This is a genomic window from Pantoea sp. S18 (assembly GCF_045689705.1).
Lineage (GTDB): Bacteria > Pseudomonadota > Gammaproteobacteria > Enterobacterales > Enterobacteriaceae > Pantoea > Pantoea symbiotica.
Window position 1 is genome coordinate 842,803 of sequence record NZ_CP142689.1, and the last position, 25,634, is coordinate 868,436.

Below are 25,634 nucleotides of genomic sequence, written 5' to 3' on the forward strand. Positions count from 1 at the left end.
CATGGTGCATTCGGCCCGGCCGCGTCCTGTGCGAGCCGGAACCTGACTGCTATCTGGGCGCTAGTGTACCAAAGCCAGCGCCTGATCGAGTACCTTTGCACCATTCAACGTGCCGTAAGCCACGGTATCGATCACCGCAATCGGCAGCTGATAGCTGTCGGTCAGCTTTTTATTCTCCTCCAGCTTAAAGCGCACCTGCGGTCCCAGCAGCACCACCACCACGTCCTGACCGTAATTTTGTAGCTCTTCACGCAGGTTCTGTTCCGGAATGGCGTAGATCTGGTACTCAAGACCGCGTGCAACCGCCTCTTTCTCAATGCGGGTGACTAACATCGAAGTCGACATGCCTGCTGCACAGGCCAGAATAATGCGTTTCATCGGTCGTCCTTATTTGGCTTCATCGTCAATGTTGAGAGTCAATTGCTGGGTGTCACGCAACTGACGGAACCAGTGCGCGGATTTCTTCATGCGTCGCTGCCGCTGGTTATCGAGGTCGATCTCGATCAGTCCGTAGCGATTTTTGAAGGCGTTCATCGGCGAAACGTTGTCGGTGAACGCCCACAACATATAGCCCTGACAGTTGCTGCCCGCTTCACGCGCACGCACGGCCTGGTAAAGATGCTCAGCAATAAAGCTGATGCGATAGTCGTCCTGAATTTCCCCCTGCGCATCCTTAAATTGCGCTTCGTTTTCGATGCCCATGCCGCTCTCGGCCACAAACCACGGCAGATTGCCGTACTCCTCTTTCATACGTTGCGCCATGTCGAAGATAATGCGCGGCTGAATTTCCCAGCCGCGCGAGCTGTTCATGCGGCGGCCCGGCAGCTCAAAATGTTCGTAGTAATAGGCCGGATGGAACGGCGTCTCAGGATGCCACGCGCGTGACGGCGCTTTTACGCGATGCGGATAGTAAAGATTCAGCCCCACTTCATCGACGGTGTTGGCGGCAATAATCGCCAGCTCGTCCTCGGTGACGTCCCACTGCACTTCATGTTTATCCAGCAGCTGCAATAATTCAGCTGGATAAACGCCTTTGATCGCCGGGTCGAGAAATACCCGGTTGTAGAACAGATCGTAGATTTGCGCGGCTTTAACATCGTGCGCCGCCGACGAGCGCGGATAGGTCACTTCCGGATTGAGAATGGTGCCCACCGTGCCGGCATAACCTTGCTGGCGGAACAGTTTGACCACCTTCGCCGTGGCGAGATTTTTATGGTGATTCCACTGCATCCACTTATGGGTGTTCTGCTCATACGGCCAGCGCAGCGCATCAAGATAGACGCGCGTCTGCACCACAATCGGCTCATTAAATACAAACCAGCGCGTCACTTTTCCGGCGTAGCGGGCAAACACCTTTTCGACATAGCGGATAAACAACTCCACCACATGTTTTGATTGCCAGCCGCCGTACTGCTCCAGCAACTGCAGTGGCAGTTCGTAATGTTCGAGGCACAACATCAGTTCAATGCCCTGACGCTGCATCTCATCAATCAGTTGGTCGTAATAGGCCGCGTACTCCTCATCAACCACCGCATTTTCATAGTCGGTGAGAAAACGCGACCAGTTGATGGAGGTGCGATAATGCGTCAGCCCCGCCGCTTTCATCAGCGCCACGTCTTCGCGAAAACGGTTGATAAAATCGGTCGCCACCGCTGGTCCATAACCGTTGTGCCAGACATGGCGATCCTGCTGGTACCAGGCATCCAGATACGAATCCTGCCCGGCCTTTTTGCCGCTCCAGCCTTCGGTTTGCCAGGCCGATGCCGCCGCGCCGAGGATAAAGCCCTCTGGCAGCGCAATGGTGTGCTTACTCATCGAATCTCCTTAATTTTGTGCCAGCTCGGCCTGCAGATTTTTCGCTTCCGCCGCTTCGGCGCGACGTGCAGCCACTTTGACAAACGGCAGATAAATCAATACCGAAACCACGATGCAGATGATTTGCGTCACCACCGCGCCCATCGAACCGGCGGTAGAAAGCCATGCATTGATAATCGGCGGCGTAGTCCACGGAACCATGACCACCGCTTTACCGGCGAAGCCCATCACCGTGGCGAAATAGCCAATCGAACCGGTGACCAGCGGCGTGATGATGAAAGGAATGGCGAGAATGGGATTCAGCATGATCGGCATACCAAAAATTACCGGCTCATTGATGTTGAATAAGCCAGGTCCAAACGACAGCTTGGCGATTTCCCGCATCTCTTTGCGTTTGGTGGCAATCATCACCGCAGTTAACAGGCCAATCGTCAGGCCGGAACCGCCGATGCTCATATACACATCCCAGAACGGCATGGTGATGATGTTTGGCGCTTCTTTGCCCTGCTCGAAGGCGTTCATGTTGACCAGAATCGCTCCCAGCAGCAGCGGCTCGCGAATCGGTTTCACCATCTGGTTACCGTGAATGCCAATCACCCAAAACAGTTGGGCAACAAACATCAGCAACAGAATGCCCCACAAGCTCTGCACCACCGATTCCAGCGGCTGCTGCACCACTTTGTACACCGCGTCGTACAGGTACATGCCGGTGATCTGATGGAAGATAAAGCCAAAGGTAGCGACCAGCGTGACGGTGATAATGGATGGAATCAGTGCGGAAAATGATGCGGCTACGTTCGGCGGCACGGTATCCGGCATTTTGATTTTTAGCCGTTCAACCTGCTCCAGCCGGCAGTAAATCTCTACCGACAGAATGGCGATAAACATGCCGAGGAACAGACTTTTGGTATCGGAGAACTGTTTCGCCAGCACATCAGTGACCACATGCATCTGGCCATCTACCAGCATTTGCAGCGTGGTAGGCGTCACCGAGATGAAGCAGATGATCGCCAGCAGGCCGGGAAACAACGTTTTGATGCCGTTAATGCGACCCAGTTCGATACCAATCAGAAACACCGCGCCAATATTCAGAAAGCTCAGCGTGGCGTAGTTAATGCTGCTGGTGATCGGTTTTAAATCGGCGAGAAACGACAGCGCAGAGAAACTGGCGAGGCCATTTTTCGGGTCCAGCACCATGTTAGAAATCAGCACCGAAAACGCGCCGACGATGATCACCGGCATCAGCGTGATGAACGAGGCTTTGATCGCCATGATGTAGCGGTAGCTATTGAATCGCGTGGCAAAGCTACCCAGCGAATCGATAAGACGTTCCTGTAGAGACATTGGTCAACCCTCAGCGGTTTTAGGTGTTATGCATCAGCTTGATGGTTCGTGGCATACCAAAATGGCGATATTCGCGCTTAATTTCTGTGATCATGCTCGCGGAACTCCTTTTTGGTATTCCGGTAGCATCGTTACCACCAATTTGGCATACCAATAAGTGAGGCGGATATGGATTTTGAACAAACGATGATGGAGTTGCTGATTAATGCCGGTGAGGCGCGATCGCAAGCCATGATGGCAATCCAGCAGGCGCGTAAAGCTGACTGGCAAGGTGCCGATGAGGCGTTAGCAGCGTCAGATGAGGCCGCAAAAGCGGCGCATAAAATCCAAACCGCATTGATTGGCGCCGATGAAGGCTGCGGCAAAGTGCCGGTCACGCTGATTTTGGTGCATGCGCAGGATCATCTGATGACGGCGATGCTGTGCCGCGATCTGGCGGGTGAATTGGTGCTGTTACGGAAGGAGTTGCACGGTCAATAAGGCGCAACGGCAAAATAATTTATACGGCTATCAACCGTACGCGTTGACTCATCGAAGCGATAAGGTTTACATTGTTCGCATACGGTTATTAGCCGTACCAAGCTAACTGAAATGAAAGACTTCACTCACAATGCAACGCTGCATAAGTTTAAGGACTGACGTCAACAGGAGGCGTTTTTACTCTACGAGGCTCTCGCTATGCCAAAAGTACCCGCACTATCCACCGATACGCGCGCCGTTAAAGATGCGCGCGTAGAGTTAAAAACCAGTTCAAATCTTAAAGAAGTTTTAAAGGAAGCAGCAACCGCTGCAGGATTAGATTTGAGTGCCTTTATCTTAAATGCGGCGCTTGAGCGTGCAGAAACCGTTTTGGATAATCAGCGACGTCGCCAGCTTTCTGAAGAGAGTTGGCAGCAAGTGAATCAGCTCATGTCTGAACCTGCAGCTCCGACGCTGGCGTTACAAGCGTTGATGCGAAGGAAAAGAGCAGATGGAAAATTCAAGGAATAACAGCGCTGACGTTATGGTGTGCGCCTATCAGGCAGACATCACCTATCCCGGTAATAAACACTTCGATTGCGGCAACGCAATTATTAACGCCTTTGTACGCAACTCGCTAAAAAAAAGCGTAAAAGAGGGAAACTGTGCAGCGAAGGCGTTGATTGACGCTAACACCGGCGAACTGTTGGGAATTTGTACCTTCAGCGCCTATTCCCTGTTGAAACAAAAGCTCACAGGCGTGGTGCCCGGTTCCATGCCAGCCGAAGTCGGCGTGGTGCGCCTGGTTATGTTGGGGATCGCTGTCAGGGAACAAAAGAAAGGTTATGGTCAGGATCTGCTTGGCGCATTTTTCGATCACGTCAAAATAATCCATGCCGCATTACCGGTAAAAGGCGTTTATCTTGACGCTGAACCGCAAGCCGTGAATTTTTACACCCGCCTGGGATTTGTGGTACTGCATGAGCCGCCCAATGTATTTGGCGCAATCCCAATGTTTCTGGCAATTCAGCACATTCTCGCGGCGTAATCCATCATGATTAACAGAGGAACCTATGGCGCTGTCACATGAACTGATTCTGATCTACACCACCTATTTCGTCGCCACCGCCAGTCCTGGCCCGAGCAATATGGCGATTATGGGTACGGCGATGAAACAGGGACGCGGCGCGGCGCTGGCATTAGCCAGTGGCGTAATTGGCGGTTCGATGATGTGGGCGCTGCTGGCAGCCTGCGGCGTGCTCACCGTGCTTGCCACTTTCGCGCAACTGCTGATTGTGCTGAAGATTGGTGGCGGATTGTATCTGCTGTGGCTGGCATTTAAGGCAGGAAAATCGGCATTGCGTAAGCCAGATGCCAGCGAATTCGCGCCGGGCAGCGAGAAAGCGCACTTCGGCAAAATGTTTCGTCAGGGCATTTTGATGCACGTCGGCAATCCTAAAGCGATTTTGACGTGGGTGGCGATTATGTCGGTGGCGTTAAAACCAGGTGCGGCGGCATCAACCTTGCCAATGATAATTGCAGGCTGCGCGGCGATTTGTGTGCTGGTGTTTGGCGGTTATGCGGTGTTGTTTTCCACTGCGGTGATGGCGGCATTTTATCGCCGCATCCGTCGTGGGCTGGATGCGCTGCTGGCTTGTTGCTTTACGGTTGCTGGGTTGAAGCTGGTGTTTAGCCGGAGTTGATGTGGAGAGGTCGCCATGAATGGCGTAATGCATGTCAGATAAGCAGCGCACTGTCATCGCAGGGATTCCGCCCGCTAAGCATCTGGTAGTTTCAGAATGTGTGAAGCAGGCGGCCGGGCGCTAAGGTCCGAAGGCGCGGACCTTAGCAATCCGCGCCTGCGCCGCCTGTGATGACAGTGTCCGCACGTATTCATGCGCATCAGGTCGCCATAAATGGCAACCCTACGGAATTTGTAGCGATGGCGAGTCAGGAAAATGCATTGCTGCTGCAGCGCGGGTGTTGAGGCGACATCCTAATCCGCTGAACGATTGAGGGATTCCAGGGCGAGCCGCATGGATGCGGCGAGAGGTGGCGCTGAGCAGGAGCGAATTGCCGCCGGTCCGTCAGGAATCGTGAATGAGTGAAGGCACCGCGAAGCGGCGGGTTGGGCTGGCGCAAGGCCCGGGAGTGCAGAGGGCGCGGCCAGGCGCCCTTTGCTCGGTCGCAGCACGGAGATGCTGCAACTGCCTCAGCACATGGCGAACGAAAGTCGCTCTGTGCTTAACTGATCGGCATTACGCCATTTATGGCGACCCTGCAAAACCAGGCCAGTGCGCATTTATGCGCACCCATACATCACGAATTATTCGGCGGCGTGGCGTCTGTTTCGCTGAACGCGGGCTTCTGGCGCGTTACAGAATAGACCACGTTTTTCGGGCTGTTCGGATCGGTGGTGACATCCACAGAAGCGATGGTCACTTTGCCAAAACCAAACAGCGTCTGCACGTAACCACCAATCTGGTGTTTACCAGGCGAAACGCGAATCTCTCTCTTCTCACCCTTCTTCAGCAGACCCGCATCCTGACCATCTACCGTCACATAAATAGAAGAACCGTCATCGGTACGCGTGACCACATGCGAAATGTTAATTACCGTTGGGCCGGTCTCGAACGGAGAAGGCGAATCGTTACTGTCGATTGGCGCGCCGGTTGCAGGCTGAGCGGCGGACGCGTCCGCAGTCGCAGTGCTGTCATGTGATGTACCTGTTACGGCGGCAAGGCGGGCGCAGCCGGTAAGCATGATTGTTGCCATCAAAGTGGCTAAAGTGAAGCGCGATAACATCGTGACGAAAAACCCCTGCTAAATGAGAAGCGTTCATTTTAACGCGCCTTGCAGAGTGATGACAGTCACACAAATACAGTATTTTCCGAAAACCGGCTAAGAAGTGTCTTAGTGGCAAGCGAGCCGCACGGAATGCGAAACGAAACGGCGGCCAGAGAGGCCGCCAGTGGGCATTACCAGCTGTAGCTGACGGAAGCCACAATGGTGCGACCGCTGCCGTAGAAGCAGGCGCTTTCGTTACTGCATGACGCCACGTAGTGCTTATCCGCGATATTGTTGACGTTCAGTTGCAGCGTGGTGCCGCGCAGCGAATTCGCCGCTTCGCCCAGCTCATACTTGGCCATCGCATCATACAAGGTGTAGTGCGGGACTTTGTCGACGCCAATTTCGTCCGCTGGCGCGGTGCCGGTGTAACGCACGCCGCTGCCCAGCGTAAAGCCGCTCAGCACGCCATCAAGGAAGGTGTAGCTACCCCACGCCGACGCCGCATGACGCGGAATGCTCGACGGAGAATGACCGATACGCTGAGTAATGCTGCTCTCTTTGGTCACCGCATCCGTATAGGTATAGGCCGCTAACAGTTTGATCTCTGGCGTAATCTGCGCGTGCGCTTCGGTTTCGATACCTTTCGAACGCACTTTACCAATCTGCTCGTTGTAGCCGGTCACGCTGTTATATGCCGTGATGTTTTTCTGCGTGATATCAAACGCTGACACGGTGAACACCGCATCCCAACCAACCGGCTGATACTTCACGCCCACTTCGGTCTGTTCGCCGGTGGTCGGTTTGAACGGATCGGTGCCAGGCGCGCCGCTGTTGAGGTTGGGCTCGAACGAGGTGCTGTAGCTGATATACGGTGAAATGCCGTTATCGAACGCATACAGCAGACCCGCACGGCCGGTGAATTTGTCGTCATTCTGCTGGGTTTGGCTGTTGTCGGTGCGATCCTGAGTGCGCACTTCGCTCCAGTCGTGACGTCCAGACAGCAGCAGGTTCCACTGATTCCACTCCAGCTGATCCTGCAAGTAAACGCCCACCTGATCGAGCTTCTTGCGCGTGCTGGTAGTCAACGTCAAATCGCTCTCGTTGATGCTGATACGCGTTGGATTGGCCCAGTCGAGGATGTATTGATCGCCGCTGTCGCGCCACAGTTTGTTATCCACATCGCTCCACTTGTAATCCAGCCCGCCGAGCACGGTGTGCGCGATGTTGCCGGTTTCAAAGGTGGCTTTCAGTTGGTTATCCAGGCCCAACTCTTTCGACTTGATCTTGTCATGCTGCGGACGACGGTTGATCGAATGATCGTTATCCGCATCAAAGGTATACACCAGATATTTGTACGATTCGTCCATGTTGCTGTAGCGCATATTCTGCGTGAAGCTCAGGTTGTCGTTGAGATTGTGCTCGAAGATATAGCCGATCGAGGTCTGTTCGCGTTTGGCTTCGTTGAAGCTCGGATCGCTGACGTTGAAATCGTAAGGAATGTAACCCGCGCTGCTCTCTTTCAAAGTACCGCTGGCCGGCAGGAAGTTACGGTAACCCGCTTTCGGCTCGTTCTGGTACATGGTCAGCAGCGTAAAGCTGGTATCCGCGTTCGGCAGCCAGGTAATCGCTGGCGCAATCGCCATGCGCTGCTGTTTATTGTCCTTCACGAACTCATGTTTGGTGCTGGCGATACCGTTCAGGCGGTAGAACAGCGTGTTGTCATCGTTCAGCTTACCGCCGAAATCAAACGCCGCTTCACCCAAATGCTGGTTGCCGGTGCTGAGCTGCACTTTATGAATGCTCTGCGCGGTAGGACGCTTGCTGGTCATCGCCACGATGCCGCCTGGATTCACCTGACCGTACAGCACAGAAGCTGGGCCGTGGATCATCTCTACGCGCTCCAGCAACCAGGGATCAACCTGCCCCGCTGCGCCCGCCTGGCCGGATAAACCGTAGCTAAGGCCATCGAGGAATTTCGGCGCATAGCGGAAACCGCGCGCGATGATCTCATCGTTACGGTTGGAGTTACCGCGATAGTTGGTCAGCACGCCGCTGCTATAGCTCAGCGCATCTGCAACGGAGGATGCAGCCTGATCGTCCATCTGCTCGCGGGTAATCACCGAAATAGATTGCGGGGTTTTGCGCAGCGGCGTGGACGTTTTGGTGCCCGCCGCACTCTCTTTCGCCACATAACCCTGCAGCGGCGAGGTCACGCTTTCACGCGTGTCGGCGTTTACGGTAATGGTCTCTTCGGCGGCCACGCTGAAGGCAGCCGGTGCTACCAACAGAATTGAGGCCAGAGAAAGGTACAGAGGATTAAGTCTAAACTGACGTGCCACAGCAGGTATTGCTGAATTTCTTGCTTTAACGGACATAGTTGCCATCTCTATTTCAAACTGCCTTGTAGATGAAATAATCCGTTCAGTCGCCCTCGCCCAACGACATTGGCTGTAACGGATTGAAATATTACTCTCTTGCGTTATTTACGGTCCTAATCTCCCTGCGTGACGTCCTTCACAAAATAATCCACTGAAAATCCGAAGGTTTATTAGGCGCGAAAAATCATATTGCAAATGTAAATCGTTATCAATAGCATTTGCATTAGCTTTGGTTAAGTAAAGATAGTGAACAAAATGTGGAGATGGGTTGCAGGATGTTTCTAACAAGCGCAAAAAAAACGACGCAGACGTGGTTGCCCGCCGGGACTGTTGCGCAATGGTTGCAGCAGGCCGATTTGGGTAGCGAAGGCTGGTGGCAGCGGCTTTATGCGGTCGGTACGCCGCTGGTGGAGCGTGACGAACGCGGTCAAACGACCATGCACTTCTTCTGGCGCGATCCCGAAGGACATTCCGCACTTTCTTCCACTGAACGGGTTTACGTCGATATAAACGGCGTCACCGATCACCACAGCGAAGCGCCTGAAAGTCTGGTGCGCGTGGGCGACAGCAACGTCTGGCATTGGTCGACCGCCATTGAATCCGACTGGCGCGGCAGTTACAGCCTGATCCCCGCCACCGCGCAGCAGTTACCGCCGCTGTTTTGTGGCGATGATGCCGCCTGTCGCGCGCTACAGCGCAAGTGGTGGATTTCGCTGATGCCGCTGGCAATCCCCGACAAATTCAATCCCACGCCGCCGTTTCTCAGCAGCCGCCGTTTTGCTCTGAGCAACGCGCACATGCCGGATGCGCCGGATCAATCCGCCTGGCGCGCCCTGGATGCCGGCATGGCGGAAACCTGGCCGGATACGCTGCAAACCCTGCAATGGCACAGCACGTTGCTCAACGTCACGCGTAACGTCTGGCTGTACAGCACCGGCACAACCACTCAGCCCGAACAGCGTCCGCTGGCGATCCTGCTTGACGGCCAAAACTGGGTGTACGGCCAACCGATTTTCAGCGCGCTGGATCAGGTCACCGCCGATGGCGAACTGCCGCCCGCCTGCTGGCTGTTTATCGATGTCATCGACAGCCAGCACCGTGAAGCCGAATTACCGTGCAACGAAACCTTCTGGCTGGCGGTGCAGCAGGAACTGTTACCGCTGGCGCGCCAGCACGCGGCGTTCAGCGGCGACGCCGACCGCACGCTGGTGGCCGGACAAAGCTATGGCGGACTCGCCGCGCTGTATGCCGGTTTGCACTGGCCGCAGCGTTTTGGCCGCATTCTCACGCAATCCGGCTCCTTCTGGTGGCCGCATCTGCAATACATCCGCGACTACGCCAACCGCGAGCAGCACGCGCCGGGTTTGCTGTTAGAGCGGCTTAATCAGGGCGAGTTACCGCCGGGCAAACTGAAGATTTTTCAGGAAGTGGGCGATCGCGAGGAAGACATGGTGTACGTCAACCAGCAGATCGTCCCGGCGCTGCAAGCCGCAGGCCATGAATTACATTTTCGCCGCTTCGCCGGAGGGCACGATGCGTTGTGCTGGCGTGGCGGTCTGATCGACGGCTGCCGCTGGCTGCTGGCCGATTTTCTCCCCACAACCTCACCTTCTGAAGGTAATAACCATGTCTGAACAACAGAATCCGTTTGATAACGACGCGCTCGATTTTCTGGTGCTGCTCAACGCGCGTCAGCAATACAGCCTGTGGCCCGCTTTTGCCCCGGTTCCAGCAGGTTGGCGCAACGTGGCGGGACCGCTGACGCGCAGCGCCGCCATTGAGTTTATCGAAGCAAACTGGCACGACATGCGGCCATCGACGCAACAGACGTCGTCTACCGCGCATTAATTTTTTTAACTTTCTCTTTTTTAAATTGTTTTTCTCGACAGGAATTGTCTCTTGGCAACGTTCAACCAACCTTATCCTTTAGTCGCGGCGCAGCCCGGCATCTGGATCGCTGACAGCATTGCGCAGCAGCGCAATCAATTTACCGTGGCGCACTACAGCGTGCTGCACGGCGACATCAATCGCGCGGCGCTGGACAGCGCCATACAGCAGGCGATGGCGGAAGCCGATACCGTGCAGGCGCGCTTCGGCCTGGATGAGCGTGGCAATCCGGCGCAGTGGTTCGGAGCGCAAGCGCCGGTCGCACCGGAATGGCACGATTTCAGCCAGCGCGCCGATGCCACCAGCCAGGCACATAAACTGATGCAGGCGGATCTCGCCGCCGAGCTGCCCGCCGACGGCGACAAACCGCTCTATCGCCACGCGCTGATGCGCATCGGCGACGGCAGCTGGCTGTGGTATCAGCGCTATCACCATTTGCTGGTGGATGGTTTCAGTTTTGAAGCGCTGACCCAACGCGTCGCGGCAATCTACGCCGCCCTTTGCGCCGGAGCAACGCCCGCGCCCTCGCCGTTTACCCCGTTCACCACGGTGATTGAAGAGATTCAGCAGTGGCAGGATTCGCCTGCTTTTGCGCGCTCCGCCAGCCACTGGCAAAGCTACGCGGCGGATCTGCCAGAGACGCTGACGCTGTCCAGCGAAAACCTGAGCGATCCCGGCGATCGCCCGATCAGCTGTCAGGTGACGCTGCCGCAACTGGCCACGCTGCGTCAGCAGCAGCAACTGGCCGACAGCAGTGAAGGCGATATCGTCAGCGCGCTGTTGGTGGCCTATCTGGCCCGCTTCAGCAACAGCCAGCGTTTGTCGATTGGCTTCCCGTTTATGCGCCGTATGGGTTCGGCCGCGATCTCCACGCTCGGCCCGGTGGTCAACGTGTTGCCGCTGATTTTCAGCGTCAGCGATGAGATGACGTTGCCGATGCTGGTGCAGCAGGTGCAGGGCGAAATCCGCAAAGCGCGCCGCCATCAGCGCTATGAAGCGGAGCAGCTGCGCCGCGATCTCGGCCTGGTCGGCAGTAGCCAGGCGCTGTATGGCCCGGTGATTAACGTCAAGGTTTACCACGACGATCTGCAATTCGACGGCCAGCCCGCCCCAACGCACACGCTGGCGATGGGCCCGGTTGACGATCTGGAGTTTGAAGTCGGCTTCCGCGATGGCGCGCTGCAGCTCGCGCTGGTAGCAAACCCGCGCCGCTACGATGCACAAACACTACAACGTCATGCCGATCGCATCAGCCATCTGCTCACACAGTTCGCGACGGATGCCGACATGAGCCTGGGTGCGCTGTCATTGCTGGCGCCGCAAGAAAGCGCAGATTTGCAACGCTGGTCGATCGGACCCACCATCGTGCCGCCTGCCGATACCCACACCATCGTCGATATCCTGCTACAAGCCGCTGAGCAATACGGCGAGCAAAGCGCGGTGGTGTGCGGCGAGCGCAGCCTGAGCTATCGCCAGCTCGCCGATCGCGCGATGCAACTGGCGCATCTGCTGAGCGCGCGCGGCCTGCAGGCTGACGACGTGGTAGCGATTGGTATTCCGCGTTCAGTAGATTCACTGGTAGCGATGTTCGGCGTGCTGGCGAGCGGCGCGGCCTATATGCCGCTCGATCTCGACTATCCGCGCGAACGCCTGGCGCTGATGTGCGATGACGCGCAGCCTAAGCTGCTGCTGACGCACTCCAGCACGCTAGCGCAGATGCCGGAACTGCCGCATCTGCTGATTGACCAGCTTGAATTGAGCGATCATTCCAACGCTCGACCTGATACCCAACTGTGCGGTGACGATCTGGCCTACATGATCTACACCTCGGGTTCAACCGGCCGCCCGAAAGGCGTGATGAGCACCCATCAAGGTTTGCTCAACCTGTTCCTGTCGCACCGCGAACATCTGTTCGGCCCGGCGATTGCGCGCTTCACTGCCAGCAGCCCGCGCCGCATGCGCGCCGGTCACACCGCTTCCTTCTCGTTCGATTCTTCGTGGGAACCACTGTTCTGCATGCTGATGGGCTGCGAGCTGAATATCTTTGACGAAGAGCTGCGCCGCGATGCGTGGGGCCTGATTCAGCAGATGAACGCGGTGCCGGTTGACTTGCTGGATATTACACCGTCGTTCTTCTCGCAGATGATCGACAGCGGCCTGCTGGAAGCCGATAACCATCGTCCCTCTTTTGTGATGATTGGCGGTGAAGCGGCCACGCCAACGCTGTGGAAGCTAATGCAGCAACAGCAGCAGATGGAGATCCACAACTATTACGGCCCGTCGGAATACACTATCGATACGCTGGGTGCCAGCGTCATGGCATCACCGCAGCCGGTGATTGGTCGTCCGGTGGGCAACAGCGAAGTCTATCTGCTGGATAACCAGCTGCGTCAGGTGCCGATTGGCTCTGCTGGCGAGCTGTATATCGCCGGAACCGGCATCGCGCGCGGATATCTGCGCCGTCCCGATCTCACCAGCGGACGCTTTGTCGCCAATCCCTTCCGCTATGGCGATGTGATGTACCGCAGCGGCGACCTGATGCGCTGGCGTCAGGATGGTCAGCTGGCGTTTATTGGGCGTACCGATCACCAGATTAAAGTGCGCGGCTTCCGCGTTGAACTTGGTGAAGTGGAAAACGCGCTGGTGGCGCTGCCGGAAGTCAGCACCGCCGTGGTGATCGCCGAAGTAATGGGCGCCACGCATCGCCTGATTGGTTACTGCTCGGTGCAGGATAACGCGCTGCGCGCCGATGCCGATCTCAATGCCCATTTGCTGGCGCAACTGGCCACGCAGCTGCCGGATTACATGGTGCCTGCGGTGTTGATGGTGATGGATGAGTTGCCGCTCAACGTTAATGGCAAGATTGATCGCCAGGCGCTGCCGAAGCCGCAACAGGCGCAGCAGAGCCAGAGTCGCGCCGCCAGCACGCCGCAGGAGCAGCTGATTTGCCACGCGATTGCCAGCCTGCTGGGGCTGGAGAGCATTGGCGCGGAAGACGATTTCTTCGCACTCGGCGGCGACAGCATCTCCGCGATGGGGCTCAGCACCGCCGCACGTCGTGCCGGTTATCTGCTGCGTCCACGCGAAATCTTCGCCGAACGCACCGCCGCACGCATGGCGCGGGGTTTGCAGCCGCTGGCGCAGCACCACAGCGGCGCGCGCGTGGCGCAACAGGGCGCGATTGGCGGCTTGCCGATTTTGCACTGGTTCAATGCGCAAGCCGGTATCAATGCGCGCTTTGCGCACGGTGTGCTGCTGTCGGTGCCGCCGCAGTTGCAGCTCGCACAGCTGGAACAGCTGATTGATCAGCTGGCGCAGGCGCATCCGGCGCTCAATGCCTTTACGCGTGGTGATCAGCTGATTGTCGGCGAAGCGCTGGCGTCGCGCCCTGCCCGCGTGCGTGCGCTTGAAGTGCAGGATCGCGACCGCGCAGCGGAACAGGCGTTTAGCGAAGATGCTGAGGCGCTCGATCCGGCGAACGGCGCGCTGCTTCGCGCCACGCTGTTGCAACAAGATGGCATCAGCTGTGGTTTGGTGCTGACGCTGCATCACCTGATTGTTGATGGCGTTTCCTGGCGCGTATTGCTGGATGAGCTGCTACAGGCCGGTGACGCGCTGATCAATAACACGCCGCTGGTGATCCCCGCCGAGGAAACCTCGCTACATGACTGGTCGGCCGCGCTGCTGGCGAACCTTTCGGCGCGCGCCAGCGAGTTACCGTTCTGGCAACAGATGCTGGCCGAACCGCTGCCACTTGTCGGTGATCGAGCGATTCAGCCCAGCGATCGTCAACAGCATCAACGAACGCTGCTCGATGCCGCGACCACGCACGCGCTGCTCAACACGCTGCCGCAACACTATCGCGCCACCAGCGAAGAGCTGTTGCTGACATTGCTGACGATGGCATTGCGCCAACTCAACGGCAGCGCACAGCAGCGCGTCACGCTGGAGTCGCATGGCCGTGCTGAACTGCATGCTCAGCAGGATCTGGCGCGCACCGTCGGCTGGCTGACGGCGGAATTCCCGCTGCTACTGCCGTTACCAGAAAATCCACACGCGCCGCTCAATGAGTGCGTACGCGCAGTGAAAGCGGTACTGCGTGCGGTGCCGGATCGCGGTATTGGCTACGGGCAGCTGCGCTGGCTCGATGCACATCGCGGTGTGACGCTGGAAAAACTGGCGGCACAACACGCGCCGCAGGTGCTGTTTAACTACCTTGGACGCTTCACGCAACGCAGTGGTGACTGGTCGCCACAGCGCACCGCGCAGCAGTTCCGCGACACCTTCGCGGTGCTGCAGGATGAGGCGCTGCCGCTGCAGCATGCGCTGGAACTCAACGTGTTCGTTGAGGAGCAGCCGAACGCGGCTCAACTGGCGCTGAACTGGAGCTGGGCGGATGGCGTGCTCAACGCTCAGGCGATTGCCGAATTACATCAGGCAATGGCCGCTGCCGCGCAGGCACTGATGACGCTGGCACACCAGCAGCCGCAGCAAGCCGCCAATACGCTGGTGGCCGCCGAGGTGGCGCTGGATGGCGTCGATGATGCGTTGCTGCAACAGCTGCATGCGCGTCACGGCGCGTTCAGCCATGCGCTGCCGCTGCTGCCGCTGCAAAAAGGTCTGCTGTTCCACGCACAAACCACCGCGCAACAAGGCAGCTATAACTCGTTAACCCGCCTGACGCTCAGCGGCGATATCAGCCCCGCAGCGGTACAAACTGCGCTCGACACGGTGTTACAGCGCCATCCTCAGCTGGCGGCGCGCTTCGACGCTGAACTCAGCCTGCAACCGCTGCAGCTGATACCTGAAACGGAATTGCGCTGGCCGCTGACGCTGCATCAGCTAGCCGACGAAGATGACATTGTGGCGCTGGAACATCAGATGCTGGTGCATGATCTGTTTAGCCAGCCGATCATGCTGCACGCCACATTGATCGCCCATCGCGATGGCATGCGCTGGACGCTGCTGCTCAACGCGCATCATCTGGTGGTGGATGGCTGGTCAACGCCGGTGATCCTCAACGATCTGCTCAGCGCGCTGCGCCAGCACACCTTGCCCACGCATAGCAGCAGCTACGCCGACATTGTGCGTCAGCTCAGCCAGCGCGACAGCCACGAAGCACGTCAGCAGTGGCAGGAATGCCTGCAAGAGGTGCGTCCAACGCTGCTCTATCCGCAGGCTGCCGACAGCGCGGTCAACGAAAAGCGCATTACGCTGGATGCCACGCTTGAGCGGGAACTCTATGCGCTGTGCCGGGCGCGCGGCTTAACCCTGAACACCGTGATGCAGGGATTGTGGGGCTTAATGCTGTCGGTCGCCAGCGGCCAGCAAGACGTGGTGTTTGGCGCGCCGGTTTCTGGCCGTTTTGGCCAGATTGACGGCATCGATCAGCACGTTGGCCTGTTCAGCAACACGCTGCCGGTGCGCATGCGCTTCGATCATCAGCGTCCATTGCTGGCGCAGCTCGCCGATCATCAGGCGCAGCAAATCCAGCTGATTGAGCAGGATTGCCTCGGTCTCGCCGAGATCCAACAGCTGGTCGGTGCCGGAACGCTGTTCGATACCTTGCTGGTGGTGGAGAACTATCCGGACAACCAAACGCTGCTGGATGCCAACGCCGCCGTGCGCTGTGAAGCGATTCACAACCGTGGTTACACGCACTATCCGCTGACGCTGCTGGTGCTGCCGGGTGAACAGCTGACGTTGCTGATGGAGTATCGCGACTGCGTCAGCGAGCCGGAACGTCTGGCCGAGCGGCTGTTACTGCTGCTGCAACAGCTGGTCAGCACGCCGGATCTGCCGCTGACGCAATGGAAGCTGCAAACGCTGGCCGAGCAATCGCTGCTCGCCTGGGTGAACAACACCGGCGTGCAGCTGGAAAATGAAACCCTGCAACAGGCGATTGCCCAGCAGGCGGCGCGCACGCCGGACGCGCTGGCGCTGATGGATATGGAGCATCGTCTGAGCTACGGCGAAATGCAGCGTCAGGCCATGCTGCTGGCGGATCGCTTGATTGAAGCGGGCGTGATGCCGGGCGATATCGTTGCCGTGGCGCTGCCACGTTCGGTGCGTCTCAGCATCGCGCTCACCGCCATCCTACAGACGGGCGCGGCCTATTTACCGCTGGATATCGGTTACCCCGATGAACGTCTGGCTTATATGGTAGAAGATGCGCGGCCGTGGGTGCTGATCACCGAATCCGCGCTGGAAACCCGCTTCGCCACGTTTGGCACGCTGATGATGTTTGATGACTTAGCCAGTGAACACAATCAGCCGCGCCACCCTTTGCCGCAGGCGGATGCTAATCGCCCGGCTTACGTGCTTTATACCTCGGGCTCAACCGGTAAACCGAAAGGCGTGGTGGTGAATCAACGCGCCATCGTCAACCGCCTGCGCTGGATGCAGGCCAGCTATCCGCTGCGCGCTGACGACGTGGTGTTGCAAAAGACGCCGTGCAGCTTTGATGTTTCGGTGTGGGAGTTCTTCTGGCCGCTGATGACCGGTGCGCAGCTGATGATGGCACCGCCGGAAGCGCACCGCGATCCGCAGGCGCTGTGGCAGCTGATCGACGATTATCGCGTGACCACCCTGCACTTCGTTCCCTCGATGCTGGCGGCCTTTGTCGGCCATCTCGCCGCGCAAACCGAACGGGCTTGCCCGACGCTGCGCCGCGTGTTCTGCAGCGGTGAAGCGCTGGCGTGCGATTTGGCGCGCAGCTATCAGGCGGTGATCGCCGCGCCGCTGCACAATCTGTATGGCCCAACCGAAGCCGCCGTCGATGTTACCTGGCAACCGGCCAGCGGCAGCGCGCTGGATGGCCTCAATGGGCCGGGCGTGCCGATTGGTCGTCCGGTGTGGAACACGCAGCTGCATATTCTCGATAGCCTGCTGCGACCGGTGCCGGTTGGCGTGCCGGGCGATCTCTATCTCAGTGGCGTGCAGTTGGCCGATGGCTATTTGCATCGCGCCGATCTTACTGCGCAGCGCTTTGTCGCCGCGCCGTTTGCCGAAGGCGAGCGCATGTATCGCACCGGCGATATAGCCAGCTGGCGCGCCGACGGTGCGGTTGAGTATCTCGGTCGCAGCGACGACCAGCTGAAGATGCGCGGACAGCGTATCGAGCCAGGTGAAATCGAACAGGCGTTAGTGGCGCTGCCGGGCGTGGCGCAGGCAGTGGTCGCGGCGCGCGCGCTGACGCAGCACTCGACGCCGGGCGTCGATAACCGTCAGCTGCTCGGCTGGCTGGTGGCCGAAACGGGCTTCGCACTGGACATCGACGCGGTGAAGCAGCAGCTGGGCGAACGTCTGCCGGCGCATATGCAGCCGGTCAGCTATCTGCTGCTCGACCATCTGCCACTCAGCGCCAACGGCAAATTGGATCGTAAAGCGCTACCGATGCCGCAGCTCAGCGCGCGCAGCGGTCGCCTGCCGCACAGCGCTAACGAACGTCTGCTGGCGGATCTGTTCCAGCAGCTGCTCGGTTGCGACAGCGTATTTGCCGATGACGACTTCTTCGCGCTCGGTGGCCATTCGCTGCTGGCGATGCGTCTGGCGGCGGAACTGCGTCGTCGCGAGGTGCCGCCGCTCAGCGTCGGGCAGATCATCGCCGCGCGCAGCGTGGAGAAACTGGCGGCGCTGCTCGACGGCGGTGCCAACAGTGAAAGCGGTGGCAACGGCGAACTGCTGCCGCTGCGCGCTGGGCATGGCCCGACGCTGTTCTGCATCCATCCGGCATCCGGTTTCGCCTGGCAGTACAGCGCCCTGCTGCACTATCTCGACGGCGACTTCCCGATTGTCGGACTGCAATCACCGCGTCCACATGGTGTGATTGCCGCGTGTCACAGCGTGGAAGCGATGTGCGATCACCATCTGCAGGCGATTCGCCAGCAGCAGCCAAGCGGACCTTATTTCCTGCTCGGCTATTCACTCGGCGGCACGCTGGCGCAAGGCATTGCGGCACGTTTGCAGGCGCAGGGTGAAACGGTGGCATTCCTCGGCCTGTTGGATACCTATCCGGCAGAAGGTCAGGACTGGCGCACGCCAGATGCCGACGAAGCGGAACAGGAAGTGGCGCGCGAGCAGGCCGAGTTTATGGCTGCGACCGAAGATGAGCGCGATCCGCTGCTGCGTGAGGAGAAGGCGGCAATGTTTAGCACTATCGTCGCCAACTACAAAGACTCGGTCGCGCGCCTCGCCGAAGCGCTCACCCCGCGTTACGCCGGCAACGCCACGCTGTTTATGGCCGAGAAAACGCTGCCGCCGGATATGGATGTGCGCGCCAGTTGGGCACCGTTTGTTGATGAGTTAACCATCTTCCCGTTGGATTGCGAACACGCCGATATTCTTTCGGCGGATTCGTTGAAGGTGCTGGGACCGTTAATTAATCGTTTGTTGGCAGGTTGAGGTTAGATACGTTTTTGTAGGGTCGCCATTTATGGCGACCGGCAACAACCGCGCACCGTAGGGTCGCCATTCATGGCGACCTCGTTCACATACACTGGAGAATCATGGCTAAGCCCTCGATATTCTTAGATTTCAGTTTGCTCAAAAACAACGCATCGTTCCGCGCGATATTCTGCGCGCGCATGCTCTCGGTATTCGCCCTTGGCATGCTGGCGGTTGGCGTGCCGGTGCAGATTCAGGCGATGACCGGCTCCACGCTGCAGGTCGGCGTGGCGGTAATGCTCGACGGCATTGGCATGTTCATCGGCCTGCTGCTCGGCGGCGTGCTCGCCGATCGCTACGATCGCCGCAAGTTAATCCTGTTCGCGCGCGGCACCTGCGGCATCGGCTTTGTGCTGCTCAGCCTCAACGCCTTCAGCCCAGCGCCGTCGTTGCTGGCGCTCTACTTCCTCGCCTTCTGGGATGGCTTCTTTGGTGCGCTCGGCATGACTGCGCTGATGGCGGTGATCCCATTAATTGTTGGACGTGAACATTTGGCAGAAGCCGGTGCGCTTAGCATGCTGACGGTGCGCCTCGGCGCGATTTTGTCGCCCGCGCTCGGCGGTATGATCATCGTCGCGGCGGGAGTCGGTTGGGCCTTTGCGGTCGCCGCGATGGGCACGCTGGCGACGCTGATTCCGCTGGTGCGTTTACCGTCGATGAAGCCCGAACAGCAGGAACCCGAACATCCGCTGCGCGCGCTGGCAAGCGGCATGCAGTTTGTCTGCCAGCATAAAGTAGTTGGCGCGGTAGTGCTGGTTGGCTTGCTGCTCAGTATGGTTGGCGCGGTGCGTATTCTGTTCCCGGCGCTGGCGCTGACTTATCACGCCGATGCGTCCGCATTAGGATTGATGTACTCGGCGGTGCCGCTGGGTGCAATGATCGGTGCCTTTACCAGCGGCTGGGTGCGGCAGTTGGCGCGTCCCGGATTAGTGCTGATTGGCTGTGCGCTGCTGGCGTTTGCCTGCATCGCCTCGCTCGGCCTTTATAGCCATCTGCTGCCCGCGCTGCTGGCGCTGGTGTGTTACGGCTACAGCAACGCCATCGCCTCGCTGTTGCAGTTTATGCTGACGCAGCATCACACGCCGGATGCGCTGCTGGGACGCGTCAACAGCCTCGGCACCGCGCAGGATGTGACCGGCGATTCCGTTGGGGCATTGGGCTTGGGTGCGCTGGCTCGGGCGCTGGCACCGCTGAGCAGCGTGCTATGGTTTGGCGGACTGGCGGCGGGATTGCTGGTGCTGTTGTCGCTGGCGGCGCGCGGCCTGCGCTCGGCACGCCTCGGTGAACAACCGGACGCGCCGCAACCCGCCACCGCCGATGCTTAACGGGTAAACTGCCGCTCGATGCTGCTGAGCATATTGCTGGCGCTGTAGTAATCGAGGCGGAAAGTGTCATTACCTACGGCAAAGATGTTGTGCTGCTGCACCGCAGGAAGATGGGCGAGGAACGGATTCTTCGCCACCTGCGGCACGGTTTTCTCATCGGCGGCAAACAACAACAGCGTGTTGCCGGTGATGCCATCGGCCATGTTTTCCCCGTTCAGCTGAATAATGTCATTGCGCTTACCCATGCTGGTGCTGCCCTGAAAACTGGCAGGCGGCGCGGCCAGCGTGAAGCCCAAATCCTGCAACAGCGCGCCCTGCGCCGATGCTGGCGTCCACAAGTTCATTCCGCGTCCATCTTCGTAATAGACCAGCGCAGAAGTCGGCTGCGGCGGCAGCGTGATCTTGTGACGCACCGCGTCTACACGCTGATCGAATTCTGCAATCACCTTTTTGGCATCGGCTTCATGGCCGGTAATCTCGCCCAGCTGCAAGGTCAATGCCTGCCAGCTCTTATCGCCGTAATCGATCACTAACACCGGGGCGATGGTTTGCAGCTGATCGTAAAGGCGCAGCGCCGAATCGCCGCCGGTGGCAGCTATCACGATCAAATCTGGCGCTTCGGCGGCAATCGCTTCGGCGTTCGGCTGCGAAATGTAAAGCGGCTTAACCTGACGCGCTTTGGCCACCGCGCTCCATTGCGTGAAAAAGCCCTGCGCATCTGACACGCTGCTGCTGCGGCTGGTGGCACCGGAACCGACCAACGGCGCGTTAATCGCCAGCAAGGTGCCACTCAGCGTGACGCTGGTAGAAACAATACGCTGCGGCGGTTGTTGCAGCGTGAACGGACCTTTCGGTGTGGCGACAGTGCGCGGCCATGCGGCGCTGGCTTGTACATCGGTGCAGATGAAAAGCAGGCTAAGCAGCAGAGAAAGAGCGGGGAAACGCATCAGGTTGTCCATCACTTGATAGTTGAGAATAAATATCATTATCAAAAACCAATGTTGGTGCAAGGGAAATTCTTTATGTGAGAGCGGTCGCCATGAATGGCGACCCTACAAATTCATGCGCACCTGGTTGAGATTACTGCAGCGAATAACGCCCCATCGGCGCCACAGCCTTAATCACGCCATTGGCTTTCATATATTCACCAAACGCCTGATAGCGTGCCTGATCAAACTCCGCGCTATGCTCCGCGAAATACGGCAGCGTTGCCTGCCACGCTTCGTGATTGAGCGGCGTATTCAGCTCGGGATATTGTTTAATAAACGCCTGCCACGCTTCCTGCGGATGCGCGCGCAGCCACGCCACACCTTCATCCAAACCACGTAAAAACGCCGGAATACGTTTGTCCTGCGCAGCAGTTTTCTGGTTTGCCACAATAATCAGCTCGTCATACGCAGGCACGCCGTAATCTTCCGGCTTGAACACCGTTGGCTTCGCGCCTTTGTCTTTCAGATCCAGCAGCTCGTAGTTGCGGAAGATGGTCATCGCGCCATCAATCTTGTGTGTCAGCAGCGCAGAAGTGCCATCCATATTCAGATTGATGAGTTTGACTGAGTTAGCATCAACGCCCTGCGATTTCAGCATATTGTGGATCGCCACATCTTCGGTGCCCGGCACCGCGTAGCCGATGGTTTTGCCAGCGAAATCCTTGAGGGAGTGGATATCGCCTGACACCGTGGTCAACGTATTCAGCGGCTGATTAATCAACGTGCCGACGCGGATCACCGGCACCTCTTTATCCACCAGCGTGTAGAGCTGCGGCTGGTAGCTGATGGCGAGATCGACTTTGCCCGCCGCCAGCAGCAATGGCACCGAAGCGGAATCGGCGGGCGCGATCATCTCCACATCCAGCCCCTCTTTCTTAAACGCACCGCTGTGCTGGGCAGCAAAAATCGCCGCGTGGTTGGGGTTGATAAACCAGTCGAGCAGCAGGCGAACTTTTTCCGCCGCCTGGACGTTAGCGGTCGCCAGCAGCAGCAACGCGGTCAATGCGATTCGTAGGGTATTCACGGTACTTCCTTATGTAGATTGCCAGAGGATTTTCTTACGCATCAGCGCCACGCTGCCCGAAAGCAGCAGCGCCAGAATCAGTAACAGCAGCAGTGCCGCGAAGCTGGTGGCGGTTTCCAGGCGCGCGTTGGATTGCATCATCAGATAGCCGAGCCCTTCGCTGGCGCCGACCCATTCGCCAATCACCACGCCAATCGGTGCCAAAACCACCGCCATCTGCAGGCCGGAGAAAAATTGCGGTAACGCGGCGGGCCAGCGCACGCGCCAGAAGATGCGGAAGCGCGATGACGTGCTGGTTTGCGCCAGTTCCAGCCAGCCGCCCGGCGTGCGGCACAATCCATCGAACAGCGATAAGCACAGCGGGAAGAACAGAATCAAGGCCGCCACCACCACTTTCGAGGCGATACCAAAACCGAGCCACAGCACCAGCAGCGGCGCAAGGGCAAACACCGGAATCGCCTGGCTGGCGGTGACCAGCGGAAACAGCACGCGACGCAGCAGCGGACTGGCCGCCATCAGCACCGCCAGCGTCACACCCGCGCCAACGCCCAGCAGCAGCGCCAACACAATTTCCGCCAGCGTATAGAGCGCGTGATGCCACAGCAGTTGACGATGCAGCCAAAGCGCTTCAAGCACTGCCTGCGGCGCGGGCAGCAGGAAGGTTGGCACACCGCTGTGACGCGCCAGCAGCCAGCCGCACAACAGCACCACGATCAGGTAGATCGCGCTAAACAATGTTTTCATGGGTATTCAGTCGGGAGAAGAGTTGAGCCTGCGCCTGCAGCACGTCGGGATGGTCAAACGCACGCGGCGCGTCACCGCCGGGAGCCGGCCAGCTTTCGATGGCCAGCGGCTGGCCTTGCAGCAGCAGAATGTCATCGGCCATGCGGCACGCTTCCAGCGGATCGTGCGTCACCAGCAGCACGGTTTTGCCTTGCAGTAATTCGGCGGTCAGCGTTTGCAGGCTGAGTTTGGTCATCACATCCAGCGTGGCGAAGGGTTCATCCATCAGCACCACGTCGCGCTGCGCATAAAGCGTGCGTGCCAGCGCCACGCGTTGCCGCATGCCGCCCGAAAGTTGCTGCGGCGGCGCATGCGCCACGTCGCTGAGTTTCACCTGCTCCAGCAGCGCCAGCGCGCGCGGACGATCCGGCTTTTCGCCGCTGAGCCGCGCCGACAGCATCACGTTGTCGAGCACGTTCAACCATGGATAAAGCAGATCCTGCTGGCCCATCCACGCTACATTGCCGCTTAAGCCCTGCACCGCGCCCTGCTGCGGCTGGAGTAATCCAGCCACCAGCCGCAGTAGCGTACTTTTGCCGATGCCGCTACGTCCCAGCATTACCGTGGTTTTGCCGCCGCGCAGCTGCAAATTCAGCCTCTGACAAAGCGGTTTATCGCCCCAGCTAAAACTCACATCGTTGAAGAGAATGTCCTGATTCATGGGCGATTGGCCGCCAGAATCGCCAGCTGATGAAATCCACGCTGCGCCAGCGCGCTGGCGGCCTGCGCGGCGCGGATGCCGCTGGCGCACACCAGCACGATGCGCTGCTGGGCGGGCGGCTGCCACGCCGCGATCGCCTGCGGCAAAATGCGCTCAACGTGATGCGCCACGCTGACCGGTGCTTCTTCACAGCTGCGCAGTTCAACAATGCAGTCATCAGCGGCAAGCATTGACGGGTCGATAAACGGCACTGCATGTTCCGGCTCTTCAGCGTCATCAAAGCGGAACTGGCGGAAATGCCAGTTCACGAAGTCGCAATTCACCAGACAACCGAGCGGTGAAGGCTGTAACTCCAGCAGCACGCTGAGCGCCATCTGCGCCTGCATCGCGCCGAGCGTTGCCACCGCCGGGCCCATCACACCGGCGGTGTTGCAGTTCGCCGCCGATGACGGCAAGCGCGGGAATACCGCGCGATAGCTCGGCGATCCACCACAGAATCCGCCGACGTAACCTTGCCGACCCAGCACCGAGGCGCTGATCAGCGGAATACCCGCCGTCATGCAAGCATCCGAAAGTTGGTAGGTGACGGCAAAGTTATCGGCGGCATCGATCACCAGATCGCATCCCGCTAGCGCCTGCTGCACATTGCTGGCGCTCAGCGACTGCTGCAGCGCCTCGATCTGCACTTGCGGATTGCGCTGATGTAACGCCTGCTGCGCGCGCAGCACTTTGGACTGGTCGATATCCTGCTCAGTAAACAGCGTTTGCCGATGCAGGTTATGCAGCGCCACCACGTCGTCGTCATACAGCCGAATATGCCCAACGCCCGCGCCCACCAGCTGCGGCAATAACGTGGCACCCAATCCGCCCGCGCCCGCCACCAGCACACGCGCCTTAAGCAGCTTCTGCTGCCCTGCTTCGCCGATTTCCGGCAGCATCATCTGGCGTTGATAACGTTGCATGTTTTCCTGCCTCAACTCAGATTTGCCAGGCCAAAGATCGGCGTGGACGCAGCGGCCATGTCGCGCTTCTCCATCAGGCCAGCAGCGCGTGCGGCTTGCCCGGCTTCAATCGCCAGCCGGAAGGCGTTGGCCATGCCGATCGGATCGCCCGCTTTGGCGACGGCGGTGTTGAGCAGAATGCCATCAAAGCCCATCTCCATCGCCTGCGCCGCCTGCGAAGGCGCGCCAATGCCAGCATCAATGATCAGCGGAATGTCACTGAACCATGCACGCATGGCGCGCAGGCCGTCGATGTTACGCAAACCCTGACCGGAACCAATCGGCGCGCCCCACGGCATCAACAGTTCGCAGCCCGCCGCCAGCAGCTTTTCGCCGACAATCAGATCTTCGGTGGTGTACGGAAACACCTGAAAACCCTCTTCGCTAAGGATGCGCGCGGCTTCCACCAGCGCGAAAGGATCGGGCTGCAGCGTGTCGGCATGGCCGATTACTTCCAGCTTGATCCACGCGGTATTGAACAGTTCGCGCGCCATGTGCGCGGTGGTGACGGCTTCTTTTACCGTGTGACAACCGGCGGTATTCGGTAACACGCGAATATTGAGGCCGGTCAGCAGTTCACGGAAAGCCGCGCCTGCCGCGCCTTCGCGCCGCAAACTGACGGTGATGATGTCGGTGCCGGAGGCGGCAATCGCCTGCTGCAAAATGGCGGGCGAAGGATAACCGGCGGTGCCGAGCAGGAAGCGTGATTGCGGCTCAAAATCGTAAAACATCG

19 protein-coding genes are annotated in these 25,634 nt (G+C 58.7%); 8 read left to right on the forward strand and 11 right to left on the reverse strand.

Going from position 1 to position 25,634, the window contains the following annotated elements; genetic code table 11:
- Positions 1 to 60: 60 nt before the first annotated feature.
- From VIJ98_RS23835 to VIJ98_RS23845, 3 genes are read right to left on the reverse strand one after another with little or no spacing between them, the layout of a single operon-like run.
- Positions 61 to 378, reverse strand: coding sequence for a PTS sugar transporter subunit IIB (locus tag VIJ98_RS23835; protein WP_008110135.1), 318 nt, complete (start codon positions 376 to 378; stop codon positions 61 to 63).
- A gap of 9 nt (positions 379 to 387) precedes the next feature.
- The gene (locus VIJ98_RS23840) at positions 388 to 1,815 is read right to left on the reverse strand and encodes a glycoside hydrolase family 1 protein (RefSeq protein WP_323271718.1); all 1,428 of its coding nucleotides are present in this window, start codon (positions 1,813 to 1,815) and stop codon (positions 388 to 390) included.
- A 9-nt stretch (positions 1,816 to 1,824) separates the two neighbouring features.
- On the reverse strand, positions 1,825 to 3,159 hold the full coding sequence (locus VIJ98_RS23845) for a PTS sugar transporter subunit IIC (RefSeq protein WP_061719102.1): 1,335 nt from the start codon (positions 3,157 to 3,159) through the stop codon (positions 1,825 to 1,827).
- A gap of 168 nt (positions 3,160 to 3,327) precedes the next feature.
- Between VIJ98_RS23845 and VIJ98_RS23850 the strand changes: the two genes are divergently transcribed.
- The 4 genes from VIJ98_RS23850 (at position 3,328) to VIJ98_RS23865 (ending at position 5,321) form a co-directional block, all read left to right on the forward strand.
- The gene (locus tag VIJ98_RS23850; protein ID WP_154156559.1) at positions 3,328 to 3,639 is read left to right on the forward strand and encodes a PTS lactose/cellobiose transporter subunit IIA; all 312 of its coding nucleotides are present in this window, start codon (positions 3,328 to 3,330) and stop codon (positions 3,637 to 3,639) included.
- Positions 3,640 to 3,837: 198 nt separating this feature from the next.
- A complete protein-coding gene (locus tag VIJ98_RS23855) occupies positions 3,838 to 4,149 on the forward strand; it encodes a DUF1778 domain-containing protein (protein ID WP_008110139.1) in 312 nt (103 codons plus the stop codon).
- On the forward strand, positions 4,130 to 4,666 hold the full coding sequence (locus VIJ98_RS23860) for a GNAT family N-acetyltransferase (RefSeq protein ID WP_323271719.1): 537 nt from the start codon (positions 4,130 to 4,132) through the stop codon (positions 4,664 to 4,666). Before VIJ98_RS23855 ends, VIJ98_RS23860 begins: the two co-directional genes overlap by 20 nt.
- A 25-nt stretch (positions 4,667 to 4,691) precedes the next feature.
- Positions 4,692 to 5,321 (forward strand): LysE family translocator, encoded by a 630-nt coding sequence (locus tag VIJ98_RS23865; RefSeq protein ID WP_008110142.1) that lies wholly within the window; start codon positions 4,692 to 4,694, stop codon positions 5,319 to 5,321.
- Positions 5,322 to 5,937: 616 nt separating this feature from the next.
- On the opposite strand, the gene VIJ98_RS23870 is transcribed toward VIJ98_RS23865, so the two are convergent.
- Both VIJ98_RS23870 and VIJ98_RS23875 read right to left on the reverse strand, forming a co-directional pair.
- Positions 5,938 to 6,423: a hypothetical protein gene (locus VIJ98_RS23870; RefSeq protein ID WP_154156561.1), complete on the reverse strand. Its 486-nt coding sequence runs from the start codon at positions 6,421 to 6,423 to the stop codon at positions 5,938 to 5,940.
- Positions 6,424 to 6,596: 173 nt separating this feature from the next.
- Positions 6,597 to 8,783 carry a TonB-dependent siderophore receptor gene (locus VIJ98_RS23875; protein WP_323271720.1) on the reverse strand — a complete coding sequence of 729 codons (2,187 nt, stop codon included), beginning with the start codon at positions 8,781 to 8,783 and terminating at the stop codon, positions 6,597 to 6,599.
- Between the two features lie 278 nt (positions 8,784 to 9,061).
- Between VIJ98_RS23875 and fes the strand changes: the two genes are divergently transcribed.
- The 4 genes from fes to entS all read left to right on the forward strand — a co-directional run bounded on the left by fes (position 9,062) and on the right by entS (position 20,443).
- Positions 9,062 to 10,420 (forward strand): enterochelin esterase, encoded by a 1,359-nt coding sequence (fes, locus tag VIJ98_RS23880; protein ID WP_323271721.1) that lies wholly within the window; start codon positions 9,062 to 9,064, stop codon positions 10,418 to 10,420.
- The gene (locus VIJ98_RS23885) at positions 10,413 to 10,634 is read left to right on the forward strand and encodes an MbtH family protein (RefSeq protein WP_323271722.1); all 222 of its coding nucleotides are present in this window, start codon (positions 10,413 to 10,415) and stop codon (positions 10,632 to 10,634) included. The genes fes and VIJ98_RS23885 overlap by 8 nt, the downstream gene beginning before the upstream one ends.
- Positions 10,635 to 10,685: 51 nt before the next feature.
- The gene (locus VIJ98_RS23890) at positions 10,686 to 19,076 is read left to right on the forward strand and encodes a non-ribosomal peptide synthetase (protein WP_323271723.1); all 8,391 of its coding nucleotides are present in this window, start codon (positions 10,686 to 10,688) and stop codon (positions 19,074 to 19,076) included.
- 104 nt (positions 19,077 to 19,180) lie between these two features.
- Complete coding sequence (entS, locus tag VIJ98_RS23895) at positions 19,181 to 20,443, forward strand: enterobactin transporter EntS (RefSeq protein ID WP_154156566.1); 1,263 nt, start codon at positions 19,181 to 19,183, stop codon at positions 20,441 to 20,443.
- Here the strand turns inward: entS and fepB are convergent.
- From fepB to VIJ98_RS23925, 6 genes are all read right to left on the reverse strand, one after another.
- Complete coding sequence (gene fepB / locus VIJ98_RS23900) at positions 20,440 to 21,429, reverse strand: Fe2+-enterobactin ABC transporter substrate-binding protein (protein ID WP_407330350.1); 990 nt, start codon at positions 21,427 to 21,429, stop codon at positions 20,440 to 20,442. The two genes, entS and fepB, sit on opposite strands and share 4 nt — an antisense overlap.
- A gap of 94 nt (positions 21,430 to 21,523) precedes the next feature.
- Positions 21,524 to 22,456 (reverse strand): ABC transporter substrate-binding protein, encoded by a 933-nt coding sequence (locus VIJ98_RS23905; RefSeq protein WP_323271724.1) that lies wholly within the window; start codon positions 22,454 to 22,456, stop codon positions 21,524 to 21,526.
- Between the two features lie 9 nt (positions 22,457 to 22,465).
- Positions 22,466 to 23,200 (reverse strand): ABC transporter permease, encoded by a 735-nt coding sequence (locus tag VIJ98_RS23910; RefSeq protein WP_061719093.1) that lies wholly within the window; start codon positions 23,198 to 23,200, stop codon positions 22,466 to 22,468.
- Positions 23,184 to 23,900 carry an ABC transporter ATP-binding protein gene (locus tag VIJ98_RS23915; protein ID WP_323271725.1) on the reverse strand — a complete coding sequence of 239 codons (717 nt, stop codon included), beginning with the start codon at positions 23,898 to 23,900 and terminating at the stop codon, positions 23,184 to 23,186. Before VIJ98_RS23915 ends, VIJ98_RS23910 begins: the two co-directional genes overlap by 17 nt.
- Entirely contained in the window at positions 23,897 to 24,862 is a 966-nt protein-coding gene (locus tag VIJ98_RS23920) for a ThiF family adenylyltransferase (protein ID WP_154156569.1), read from the reverse strand. Before VIJ98_RS23920 ends, VIJ98_RS23915 begins: the two co-directional genes overlap by 4 nt.
- An 11-nt stretch (positions 24,863 to 24,873) precedes the next feature.
- Positions 24,874 to 25,632, reverse strand: coding sequence for a thiazole synthase (locus VIJ98_RS23925; RefSeq protein WP_061719090.1), 759 nt, complete (start codon positions 25,630 to 25,632; stop codon positions 24,874 to 24,876).
- Between the last annotated feature and the right edge of the window lie 2 nt (positions 25,633 to 25,634).

Bases quoted from the DNA above. Each gene is read 5' to 3' on its own strand.
- fepB (WP_407330350.1), bottom strand. From the start codon at position 21,429: ATGATATTTATTCTCAACTATCAAGTGATGGACAACCTGATGCGTTTC.
- entS (WP_154156566.1), top strand. From the start codon at position 19,181: ATGGCTAAGCCCTCGATATTCTTAGATTTCAGTTTGCTCAAAAACAAC.
- VIJ98_RS23850 (WP_154156559.1), top strand. From the start codon at position 3,328: ATGGATTTTGAACAAACGATGATGGAGTTGCTGATTAATGCCGGTGAG.
- VIJ98_RS23835 (WP_008110135.1), bottom strand. From the start codon at position 378: ATGAAACGCATTATTCTGGCCTGTGCAGCAGGCATGTCGACTTCGATG.
- VIJ98_RS23875 (WP_323271720.1), bottom strand. From the start codon at position 8,783: ATGTCCGTTAAAGCAAGAAATTCAGCAATACCTGCTGTGGCACGTCAG.
- VIJ98_RS23840 (WP_323271718.1), bottom strand. From the start codon at position 1,815: ATGAGTAAGCACACCATTGCGCTGCCAGAGGGCTTTATCCTCGGCGCG.
- VIJ98_RS23870 (WP_154156561.1), bottom strand. From the start codon at position 6,423: ATGTTATCGCGCTTCACTTTAGCCACTTTGATGGCAACAATCATGCTT.
- VIJ98_RS23855 (WP_008110139.1), top strand. From the start codon at position 3,838: ATGCCAAAAGTACCCGCACTATCCACCGATACGCGCGCCGTTAAAGAT.
- VIJ98_RS23885 (WP_323271722.1), top strand. From the start codon at position 10,413: ATGTCTGAACAACAGAATCCGTTTGATAACGACGCGCTCGATTTTCTG.
- VIJ98_RS23910 (WP_061719093.1), bottom strand. From the start codon at position 23,200: ATGAAAACATTGTTTAGCGCGATCTACCTGATCGTGGTGCTGTTGTGC.
- VIJ98_RS23865 (WP_008110142.1), top strand. From the start codon at position 4,692: ATGGCGCTGTCACATGAACTGATTCTGATCTACACCACCTATTTCGTC.
- VIJ98_RS23920 (WP_154156569.1), bottom strand. From the start codon at position 24,862: ATGCAACGTTATCAACGCCAGATGATGCTGCCGGAAATCGGCGAAGCA.
- VIJ98_RS23860 (WP_323271719.1), top strand. From the start codon at position 4,130: ATGGAAAATTCAAGGAATAACAGCGCTGACGTTATGGTGTGCGCCTAT.
- VIJ98_RS23925 (WP_061719090.1), bottom strand. From the start codon at position 25,632: ATGTTTTACGATTTTGAGCCGCAATCACGCTTCCTGCTCGGCACCGCC.
- fes (WP_323271721.1), top strand. From the start codon at position 9,062: ATGTTTCTAACAAGCGCAAAAAAAACGACGCAGACGTGGTTGCCCGCC.
- VIJ98_RS23915 (WP_323271725.1), bottom strand. From the start codon at position 23,900: ATGAATCAGGACATTCTCTTCAACGATGTGAGTTTTAGCTGGGGCGAT.
- VIJ98_RS23845 (WP_061719102.1), bottom strand. From the start codon at position 3,159: ATGTCTCTACAGGAACGTCTTATCGATTCGCTGGGTAGCTTTGCCACG.